This is a genomic window from Planktotalea sp. (assembly GCF_039984035.1).
Taxonomy (GTDB): domain Bacteria; phylum Pseudomonadota; class Alphaproteobacteria; order Rhodobacterales; family Rhodobacteraceae; genus Planktotalea.
This window is the reverse complement of the sequence record NZ_JBDWVM010000170.1, coordinates 1-9,729: the sequence shown is the minus strand read 5'-3', so window position 1 is coordinate 9,729 and position 9,729 is coordinate 1. Positions and strand designations below refer to the sequence as shown.

The window sequence follows — 9,729 nt, the reverse complement described above, 5'->3', positions numbered from 1 at the left end:
CCCCGAGAATGGCATGCTGGCGCGAAACAAGCGTTGGTTTGGTGGCACCAAGCACCCCTTGGGGAATAAAGACAGGGCGCAATTTGGGCGTTTCAAGCAAACTACGTTGATTGAAAATGCGCGAGCCAATCCAAATGATCTTTTGCGGACCATTGTCAGCGGTTGTCACATAATCCCCAACCCGAAGGTCATTGATCGGCCGCTCACCAGAGGGCGTCAACATCATGGTGTCGTGGGTAAAACAAACCGCTTGGGAATTCGCGATGTTAAAAAACCCGTTCCCGTCTTCGATAGGGGTGGCGTCGATACTGCCGTTTCCATCGTAATCTACATCTGTGTGGTGATCGAAGACTGTCGTGGTTCCAACCGCGACACCACTGCCCGGGGCGACGAAGATGTTCTGCAGCGGAGGTGCACCAGCGTCTACAGAAAGCAATACGCTGCCGTTGAAGCGGACATAAGTGTCACCGATACCGTCAACGGAGTTCTGAACTGCAGCTGTTTGATTAGCGTTTTGTGGAGCGTAAGTATAAAGGGGTGTCCCAGCGATGAAATCTGCTTGAGACGCATAGACCGTCATGCCGATGAATCCAGTAGAGCCATCGAATTCACCGTTCGCCAAAACGTTGTCGACCTCGAACTCAATAAAATAATTTGCTGGGAATGGTACGCTTCCTGGACTGACAGTAATTTGTCCTGCCCCATCTTCACCTGCGCCACCAACCGTGTTCACGTTCGGGTTGCTCAAAATATCTGCGCCAAAGGCTGTAAATGTCGGCATGAAACGTCAGTCCAAATTCTCGGTGTTTACTAATTAACTGTCGAAAATATACACCTCTAGTGGGAAAACTTAAAGAACAGCGACAGGAATTTGTGTGTTCTTGGCTGTTATAGTCCTGATTAATCGTTTATTTTCAGAGCACTGTCAAAATTTGTGCGGAATTCATGTTTCTGTCTCAGGTTGTGCGTTCCGTAACGGCATGGGGTTTAGAAATACCTCCCTGAAGAGGAATCACTCAAACCCTATGCCGTTTCCTAATTCTAAAGCAGGTGGACCATTGCAGACTTACGCTGCGGACAATCCGACATCTAATGCATCTAGAATGACCTGAATTTCCCTTTCGGAAATCGTCAAAGGGGGCGACATTAAGATATTAGGTGGCCCCATACGCACCATCGCGCCGGCGTCATACGTGGCCTTCTGAATGCGCTTGACAATTGCCGCATCGATCGGCGTCTTTGCTTGCCGGTCAGAGACCATTTCAAAGCCTGCCATCAATCCTTCGCCGCCGCGCACGTCGCCGATGATGTCGTGTTTTTCTGCCAAGGCTTTTAGGCCGTTGAAAAGTTGCGTTCCGCGCGCACCAGCATTGGTTTTGAGATCAAGTCGCACGGTTTCAGCAAGGCATGCGCTTACCGCAGCGGCGCCAACAGGATGCGCGGAATAGGTATAGCCGTGATAGATGCCGCCTTGGGCCGGATCACTCTTTTCAAAGACATCAGCAACCTTTTCGTTGAAAAGGGCTGCGCCGACAGGGAAATAGCCCGATGTGATGCCTTTGGCTGTGCTCATCATGTCAGGCTGTACGCCCCAGTGACGTGCGCCTGACCAACTCCCTGTTCGACCAAAGCCGGTGATTACTTCGTCAGAAATCATCAAAATGCCGTGTCGATCACAAATCTCGCGCATCAAGCCCATAAAGCTGGGGTCTGGCACGATGACGCCGCCTGCGCCTTGGATTGGCTCCATGATAAAGGCGGCGATGCTGCTCGCGCCCTGGAACTGAATTTCATCCTCAAATGCGGCGGCGATGTTCTGCGCCAGTTGAGCGGGGTCGGTTTCATTGTAAGGATTGCGGTAGATGTAAGGGCTGGGCAGGTGGAAACAACCCGACAGCAATGGTTCGTAAGATGTGCGGAAGCGGTTGTTACCGTTCACAGATGCGCCGCCAAAATGCGTGCCGTGATAGCCCTTTTTCAGTGAGATGAATTTTGTGCGTGTCGGTTCACCTCGTAGGCGATGATACTGTCGCGCCATACGCAAACATGTTTCGACCGAGTCTGATCCGCCCGAGGTAAAGAACGCGCGCACCATTCCATCAGGTTCAAAGAATTCGCGAACAGCATAAGAGGCCTCAATCGCAGGGGGATTAGAGGTGCCAGCAAAGGCGGAATAATAGGGCAGATCGTAGAGCTGTTTGGCAATCGCCTCCTTCACAACGTTGTTGGAATAGCCAAGGTTTACGCACCATAGGCCACCAACGGCATCGACGGTTTTGTGCCCGTCCAGATCTTCGATACGCACGCCTTCGGCCTTGGCGATGATGGCAGGTGTGTTTTCCTGCAAATCACCGGGATGACCCATAGGATGCCACATGTGGCGTGCGTTGTTTTCGCGTAGGAAGTTGTCGTCTTTCACAGCTTTTCCTCACCTTGAGAATTGCGCTTTAGAATGGCCTGCATGCGTTCATTAGCTTCGGCCTCATAGCGCGGGATTGCTTCGCGTACTTTGTCGAGGAAAGGTTCGTTTTCTAATAAGGGGATGTTTACGTCATACTCTGGTGCAACGTCGATCATGCCCTTCCGGTCAATTTCCTCGAAGACGTCTACCATATCAGCGGCTTTTTCTTCTTCGATCCCCAAAGCGACAAAGGCGGAGCGTGCCATGCGCATAGAGCTGTCGTAGGTTTCCCGAATGATGTCGCGACAGCCAGCAGCATAGAGCTCGTAAACATGGTTGCGATCAACGGCGCGCGCCATGATGTGAACGTGTGGATGGTTGGTGTGAATGTAGTGCACCATTTCGGTGATATGTTCTTTGCTATCGATGGCGATCACGATCAGCTTGGCTTCGTGAATGCCAGCGGCGTGCAGCAAATCAGGGCGGCTGGCATCGCCGAAGTAGGCTTTGACACCAAACTTTTCGAGCATATCAAGCTGTTTCGAGGAATAGTCGATGACCGTTGGCGTATGTCCGGCCGCGCGCAAGACGCGCGAAACCGTGCCGCCAACACGGCCATGACCTGCGATAATGATGTTCGAGGTTTCATGGATTTCATCCGCTTCACGATTTTCTTCGTTGCTATAACGCGGCGCGATGACCCTTTCGTAGAGAATAAAGAGCGCAGGCGTGAGCAGCATCGACAATGCGACAACAAGCAAAAGAATGTCAGCCGTGCCTGATGGGATGATATTGCCAGCGACGGTGAACGACAAAAGGACAAAACCAAATTCGCCGGCTTGAGCGAGGCCAAGACCAAAGAGCCATTTGTCCCCACCTTGCAGTTTGAAGATACGCGCGAGCAAAAGCAGAACAGCCGCCTTGAGCACGATAAGTCCAATGGTCATTCCGACGATGGAAGCGAGGTTCTCGGAGAGAAGCGTAAAGTTAATGCCAGCGCCCACGCTCATAAAGAAGAGGCCAAGGAGCAGCCCCCTAAACGGATCAATGTCGCTTTCGAGCTCGTGGCGATAGACGCTGTTGGCCAGCACAACGCCCGCAATGAAAGTACCAAGCGCGGGCGACAGGCCGACGAGAGACATAAGCAGCGCGATGCCGATAACGATCAAAAGTGCGCCAGCGACGAACAGTTCGCGCAGGCCTGCACCAGAGATAAATCTGAAGATCGGCACAGTTAGGAAGCTACCGCCAAGGATGACCGCGGCGACGGCGCCAATGGTAACCAGCATAGTTTGCCAGCCGCTCAGCCCGTCAACGAGACTAAGACCAGAGCCGTGATCGTCGTGCGAATCGTCGCCGTGTGCGTCGCTTCCGTGGCCCGCATCAGACCCGTGCGCAGCATCTGCCCCATGGCTCCCTGCATCGCTCGCCATATCCATAAGCTCTGGCATCGCCAGCAATGGCAACAGAGCAAGCATCGGGATAACGGCGATGTCTTGGGTCAACAGAACGGAAAAGCTGGATTGCCCGCCATCGGACTTCATTAACCCTTTTTCATTCAACGTTTGCAACACGATTGCAGTAGACGACAGGGCCATGACCAAACCGATTGCCAAAGCAATGGACCACGGTTGCCCGAGCGCCATGGCAACGCCTGTGACCGCCAAAGTCGTCAGCCCGACTTGCCCACCGCCAAGGCCAAGAAGCTGCGCGCGCATGCCCCAGAGCATTTTGGGCTCTAACTCCAAACCAACGAGGAAGAGCATCATCACAACGCCAAATTCGGCAAAGTGCTGGATCGCGATCACGTCGACGCCCATCACATTCAAAATCGGACTGATCACGATACCCGCAATCAGATATCCAAGCACGGAGCCAAGCCCAAGCCGTGAAGCGATTGGCACAGCGATGACGCCAGCACAGAGGAATATGAAGGCGAGTAAGAGAAAGTCGGTCATGGAGATGCTTTCCAAAAAGGTGCGGTGGTACAACTTTGCGGCACTTGGGGCCTGCAAGTCTAGCAGCAATTCTCATGAGGTCTTGGAGTGGCGCACAGAACGGCCTATGTAACGCCCTTAGAAAGAGAAAGACACAAGAGCCATGGCTAAGCCTAAAGACAATCCGAATTACAAAGTGATCGCCGAAAATCGGCGGGCGCGTTATGACTATGCGATCTCGGATGACATCGAATGTGGGATCATCCTGCAAGGCTCGGAAGTCAAATCTCTGCGTGTGAATTCCGCTAACGTTGCGGAAAGCTACGCCGAGGTGAAGGATGGCGAATTGTGGTTGGTGAACAGCTACATTGCGCCTTATGAAGCCGCCAAAACATGGGGCCACGAAGAGCGTCGTCGCCGTAAGTTGCTGGCTTCCAAAAAAGAGCTGGCACGCATGTGGTCAGACACCCAGCGTAAGGGAATGACCCTTGTTCCATTGGTCCTTTACTTCAATCACAAAGGTTTCGTGAAGCTGAAGATTGGTATCGCCAAAGGTAAGCAAAACCACGACAAGCGAGCGAGCGATGCCAAGCGGGATTGGGGTCGCCAGAAACAACGTTTGCTGCGCCACTCCGATTGATCCTAGGTCCGATTTGACGAGTTTTTCTTTGCTTTCCCCATGATGGTTGGTGCAAGTTATGCCTATTAAATAGGCGCGCGAAGAATGGGCCATAGTTGCGCTTCACTCATAATTAGGCCCAATGGGAAGGAATACTATGGAACTCGTAATCGGTCTTTTGTCAGGTGCAGTTGGCGGTAACGTTGCTGGCGGCGTTTTGAAAAACCTGAACCAAGGTACACTCATCAACTCTATCTCCGGCATCGTTGGCGGCGGTTTGGGTGGTCAAATTCTTGGCATGATGGGTGCTGGTGGCGCTGCTGCAGGTGGCATGGATATCGGTTCAATTCTGACACAGGTTGCTGGCGGCGGTGTTGGCGGCGGTGTTGTATTGGCGATTGTTGGCGTCGTTAAAAACATGATGGCTAAGTAATATTAGTATTTGGCACCGCTAACAGGCGGTGCCAGTGCTTGCCACTGCGTGTCCTCGGCAGTAAGCAAGACCTATCAATAAGAGGGCAATTTTCATGGCACTGGACGATCCCGCAACATTGGTTTCCACCGATTGGCTTGCTGCGCATTTGCGCGACCCTGATCTGCGTATAATCGATGCCTCTTGGTATATGCCTGCCGAGAACCGTGATACGAAGGCAGAGTATGAAGCTGCGCATATTCCCGGCGCACGATTTTTCGACATCGATGAAATCAGTGATGCACGTTCATCGCTTCCTCATATGGCGCCGAGCCCTGAGAAATTCATGTCTCGCATGCGCGCGATGGGTGTTGGCGATGGGCATCAGATCGTCGTTTATGACACGGATGGCATTTTCTCTGCACCGCGTGTGTGGTGGCTGTTCCGGCTTATGGGTCAGATGAACATTGCTGTTCTAGATGGCGGCATGAAGAAGTGGGTCGCAGAAGGGCGCGCGATTGAAGATCTGCCGCCAGTGATCCGTGATCGCCATATGATGGTACGTTTCCAAAACCAGATGGTTAAAGACGTCACGCAGGTTGCCGCAGCTGCCAAACTGGGCGCATATCAAATCGTTGATGCGCGCGCGGCGACGCGATTTGCAGGCACCGACCCTGAACCACGCGCCGGTTTGCGCGCTGGGCATATTCCCGGCGCCGTCAATGTCCCATTTAAAACGCTGCTGAATGAGAACGGCACGATGAAGGATGAAGCTGGCCTGAAAGCGGCCTTCACCGCTGGCGGCGTTGATCTTGAGAAGCCGGTGATTGCCTCTTGTGGTTCCGGTATCACCGCATGCGTGCTTGCCCTTGCTCTTGAGCGTATCGGTAAGACGGATCATGCAGTTTACGACGGGTCTTGGACCGAATGGGGCTCTGTGCCCAGCATGCCAATTGAAACAGGAGCATCCTGATGTTTGAGAATTTTAAACCGCTTCCTGCGGATTCCATTTTATCGTTGGTCAAAATGTTCCGCGAAGATCCGCGTGAGCAAAAGATCGATCTCGGCGTCGGTGTCTACAAAGATGCCAGCGGTGCAACACCGATCATGCGCGCTGTGAAAACCGCAGAAAAGCAGCTTTGGGAGCAAGAAACGAGCAAGTCCTATGTCGCACTTGCGGGCGACCCTGGGTTTTCCGACGTGATGGTTGATCTGGTTCTTGGCGATTCCGTTGCACGCGAAACTGTCGCTGCAGCTGCGACGCCGGGGGGCACAGGTGCTATTCGTCAGGCCTTTGAATTGATCGCTTTGGCCAATCCAGATGCGCGTGTTTTTGTGTCTAACCCAACATGGCCCAACCATGTGTCGATCCTGAACTATCTGGGCATGGAATATGTGAGCTATCGCTACTTCGATAGTGAAACGCGCGGCGTTGATTTCGATGGCATGTTGGCGGACCTCAAAGAGGTAAAAGCAGGTGATGTGGTTCTGTTGCACGGTTGCTGTCACAACCCAACGGGCGCGAACCTGAATCTGACACAATGGCAGGCCGTTGTTGATTTGCTCAACGAGACAGGCGCCATTCCGATGGTTGATATCGCCTACCAAGGGTTCGGTGATGGTCTTGACGAAGATGCCGCCGCTGTGCGCCTTGTAGCGTCTTCAGTGCCGCAAAGCTTGATCGCGGCGAGTTGTTCCAAAAACTTCGGCATCTATCGTGAGCGCACAGGTATTTTGATGGCTGTCTCCGCTGATGCCTCACAACGTGGTTTGAACCAAGAGACGCTCGCATTCCTTAACCGCCAGAACTTTTCCTTCCCACCTGATCACGGCGCACGACTGGTGACGTTGGTGATGAACGACGCGGAATTGCGTGCGGACTGGAAGGCTGAGCTAGAAGATGTGCGTGTAGGCATGTTGAACCTGCGTGAGCAATTGGCGGGTGAATTGCAGCGCTTAAGTGGCTCTGACCGCTTTGGGTTTTTGGCGCAGCACCGTGGCATGTTCTCGCGCCTTGGTACGACACCTGAGATGGTCACTAAGCTACGCGAAGAGCACGGGATTTACATGGTTGGGGACAGCCGTATGAACATCGCTGGCTTGAACGCACAGTCTGTGCCAGTGCTCGCGAAAGCGATCATCGACGTCGGTGTGTAAACCGATCCAAGTGATATTCTAGAAATGCGGCTAGTTGGCAAACCCAAGGGTTTGTTTGCTAGCCCGCAGTCTTATCTTAGTAGCGATCGCGCAGTGTTACCGAGCTTCAAGGAATTGATAAGCCGCAAGAATTGTTTCCGCCAGCCCTTCGAAAAACCTCGGCGCGGTCACGTCTATCAAACCTGTGGACGTGCCATCGGGAGTCGCTGCAGAATCTGTTGCTTGCTTCACAACGAAGAGACATTCCTTATCGTTCAGCAATTCGCGATAGCTGGCGCCTGTTCCGTGCTTTAGCACGTTGATCGCCAGATAATGCTGATGCAGTTGATTAGCGAGATCTTTTTGACCCGCCTCAATCAGGGCTGCTTTTACTTTGCGTGCCAGTGGACCGCGTTTGAAGTGGCGCTGCGTGCGCGATTCAAATACCGCAAATAGATCAACGGCAGCCAATTCGATTGCGACGGTTTCGGACACCAACTGATGAGCGTGCTCTTCGGTCAAACTAGCACCATTCGAAGAGTTCAAAATCGCATCAATCCGGTCGTGGCAGGACTTAGCAGTGTCTTGAGCGGTGCGAACCAGTTCAGGTAAAGTCTGTGAGTCTGCCATTTTCGTACTCCTAGGGGTTACCTCCCCTTACGCTAAGGGGCGGAGAATGAAAGGGGCGATTGCCCCTATGCAGTGGGCGGCGTTGGTTTAGAGCGTTAGGTTAGGCAGGTTTCAAAGCCACGCGACCATCTTTTGTAAGAACCTGAACATCTGTGCCATCAAAGACCGCGGCTGTGAGGGGTTTTCCGTAACCTGCTCCGGTGTCTAGGTTTACATGATTGCCGTTGTGAAAGGGTTCATCGACTGGTGTGTGTCCATGTACGACAAGCGCGCCGTGCTCGCTTGGGTCGTGAGAAAAGTCTTCTCTGATCCAGACAAGATCATCTTCGCGTTGATCGGCAAGCGCTACGCCCGGTCGAACGCCTGCATGACAGAAAAACAGCGGACCATGGGTGATAGAGATTTCACAGTCTTGCAAGAACCGCAGATGGCTGATTGGAACGGCAGCTTGCGCATCTGCATGAACATCTGACAACCTGCGACGATGGCCGACATCGACGCCATAAGAGGCAAGCGTGGTCGTGCCGCCCAGACGTTCGTGAAGCCAGTGATAGCCGACCAACAGATGCGGATCATGACGCGGCACAGGTTCCATGAACCATTCGAACATCCGGTCATGATTACCTTTGATAAAGCGCCATGGTTTGCCGGCCATCTTCCCTTCGATCAAACGATCAATCACGGCTTTGCTGTCGGCGCCGCGATCCACGTAATCGCCGAGGAATATGATCGGGGCATCTGGCCCGCCGTCTGCTTCGATCATTGAAAGGGTGTCTTCCAGCATCTCGAGCTGGCCGTGAATGTCGCCCATGGCGTAAATTGGATATGTCATGGGCCAAGCCTTTAAATGAGAAAGGCCGCCCTGAGAAGAGCGGCCTTTGGAATTGCTATGTTAGACGCGTGAAACGCCTAAGACTTACGCGCCTGTGAACGTCAGCGCTTTAACTTGGTTGAACATGCCTGTGGTTTCGAGCGCTTTGAGCGCATCGGCTGGCACAGCTTCGTCCACATAGAGCAGCGCGATAGCTTCGCCATTTGCTTCGGAACGGCCAAGGGTAAAGTTGGCGATGTTCACGCCGTGCGCGCCCATTGTTTGACCCAAAGTACCGATGATGCCCGGAACGTCTTCGTTCGTCGTGTAGACCATGTGCTGGCCCACTTCGGCGTCGATGTTGATGCCTTTGATCTGGATGAAACGTGGCTTGCCATCAGAGAACACAGTACCAGCAACAGAACGCTCACGCTTCTCCGTTACAACAGTGACCTTTACGTAGCCTTCAAATGCGCCAGACTTCTTTTGGTTTGTCGTGCTGATCTTGATGCCGCGCTCTGCTGCGATCACTGGGGCAGAAACCATGTTCACATCAGGGTTCACACGCTTCATGATACCCGCGATTGTGGAGCAGTTCAGCGCTTCGAGGTTCATCTCAGCAACGGCACCATCATAAAGGATGTTGATCGCTTTGATCGGCTCGTCCGTCATTTGACCGATGAAGGCACCAAGGTGACCAGCGAGGGACACCCAAGGGCCCATGATCTTGGCTTCTTCTGCAGTTACGGACGGCATGTTGAGAGCGTTCTCAACCGCGCCTGT

Annotated in this window: 10 protein-coding genes; 4 read left to right on the top strand and 6 right to left on the bottom strand. The window is 53.1% G+C overall.

The features are described from left to right. The 3 genes from ABJQ89_RS07710 to ABJQ89_RS07700 form a co-directional block, all read right to left on the bottom strand. Positions 1-781 (bottom strand): Hint domain-containing protein (locus tag ABJQ89_RS07710; RefSeq protein WP_348495672.1); only part of this gene is annotated, 781 nt, incomplete at its 3' end. A gap of 285 nt (positions 782-1,066) precedes the next feature. Then, positions 1,067-2,419, bottom strand: a complete 1,353-nt coding sequence (locus ABJQ89_RS07705) for an aminotransferase class III-fold pyridoxal phosphate-dependent enzyme (protein WP_348495671.1) — start codon at positions 2,417-2,419, stop codon at positions 1,067-1,069. Then, positions 2,416-4,359 (bottom strand): cation:proton antiporter, encoded by a 1,944-nt coding sequence (locus tag ABJQ89_RS07700; RefSeq protein ID WP_348495670.1) that lies wholly within the window; start codon positions 4,357-4,359, stop codon positions 2,416-2,418. Before ABJQ89_RS07700 ends, ABJQ89_RS07705 begins: the two co-directional genes overlap by 4 nt. Before the next feature lie 142 nt (positions 4,360-4,501). Here ABJQ89_RS07700 and smpB point away from each other — a divergent pair, with 142 nt between their 5' ends. The 4 genes from smpB to ABJQ89_RS07680 all read left to right on the top strand — a co-directional run bounded on the left by smpB (position 4,502) and on the right by ABJQ89_RS07680 (position 7,526). Continuing rightward, entirely contained in the window at positions 4,502-4,978 is a 477-nt protein-coding gene (gene smpB, locus ABJQ89_RS07695; RefSeq protein ID WP_348495669.1) for an SsrA-binding protein SmpB, read from the top strand. A gap of 136 nt (positions 4,979-5,114) precedes the next feature. After that, positions 5,115-5,390 carry a hypothetical protein gene (locus ABJQ89_RS07690; protein ID WP_348495668.1) on the top strand — a complete coding sequence of 92 codons (276 nt, stop codon included), beginning with the start codon at positions 5,115-5,117 and terminating at the stop codon, positions 5,388-5,390. Positions 5,391-5,484: 94 nt separating this feature from the next. Then, positions 5,485-6,342 carry a 3-mercaptopyruvate sulfurtransferase gene (gene sseA, locus ABJQ89_RS07685; RefSeq protein WP_348495667.1) on the top strand — a complete coding sequence of 286 codons (858 nt, stop codon included), beginning with the start codon at positions 5,485-5,487 and terminating at the stop codon, positions 6,340-6,342. Continuing rightward, on the top strand, positions 6,342-7,526 hold the full coding sequence (locus tag ABJQ89_RS07680; protein ID WP_348495666.1) for an amino acid aminotransferase: 1,185 nt from the start codon (positions 6,342-6,344) through the stop codon (positions 7,524-7,526). The genes sseA and ABJQ89_RS07680 overlap by 1 nt, the downstream gene beginning before the upstream one ends. A 96-nt stretch (positions 7,527-7,622) precedes the next feature. On the opposite strand, the gene ABJQ89_RS07675 is transcribed toward ABJQ89_RS07680, so the two are convergent. The 3 genes from ABJQ89_RS07675 to ABJQ89_RS07665 form a co-directional block, all read right to left on the bottom strand. After that, complete coding sequence (locus ABJQ89_RS07675; RefSeq protein WP_348495665.1) at positions 7,623-8,135, bottom strand: hypothetical protein; 513 nt, start codon at positions 8,133-8,135, stop codon at positions 7,623-7,625. Between the two features lie 100 nt (positions 8,136-8,235). Next, positions 8,236-8,967 (bottom strand): metallophosphoesterase, encoded by a 732-nt coding sequence (locus tag ABJQ89_RS07670; protein ID WP_348495664.1) that lies wholly within the window; start codon positions 8,965-8,967, stop codon positions 8,236-8,238. Between the two features lie 84 nt (positions 8,968-9,051). After that, positions 9,052-9,729, bottom strand: a 678-nt coding sequence (locus tag ABJQ89_RS07665) for an ACT domain-containing protein (RefSeq protein WP_348495663.1), incomplete at its 5' end; no start/stop codon positions are given.

Coding starts and splice junctions, on each gene's coding strand:
- ABJQ89_RS07700 (WP_348495670.1), bottom strand. CDS start 4,359: ATGACCGACTTTCTCTTACTCGCCTTCATATTCCTCTGTGCTGGCGTC.
- ABJQ89_RS07670 (WP_348495664.1), bottom strand. CDS start 8,967: ATGACATATCCAATTTACGCCATGGGCGACATTCACGGCCAGCTCGAG.
- smpB (WP_348495669.1), top strand. CDS start 4,502: ATGGCTAAGCCTAAAGACAATCCGAATTACAAAGTGATCGCCGAAAAT.
- ABJQ89_RS07675 (WP_348495665.1), bottom strand. CDS start 8,135: ATGGCAGACTCACAGACTTTACCTGAACTGGTTCGCACCGCTCAAGAC.
- ABJQ89_RS07680 (WP_348495666.1), top strand. CDS start 6,342: ATGTTTGAGAATTTTAAACCGCTTCCTGCGGATTCCATTTTATCGTTG.
- sseA (WP_348495667.1), top strand. CDS start 5,485: ATGGCACTGGACGATCCCGCAACATTGGTTTCCACCGATTGGCTTGCT.
- ABJQ89_RS07690 (WP_348495668.1), top strand. CDS start 5,115: ATGGAACTCGTAATCGGTCTTTTGTCAGGTGCAGTTGGCGGTAACGTT.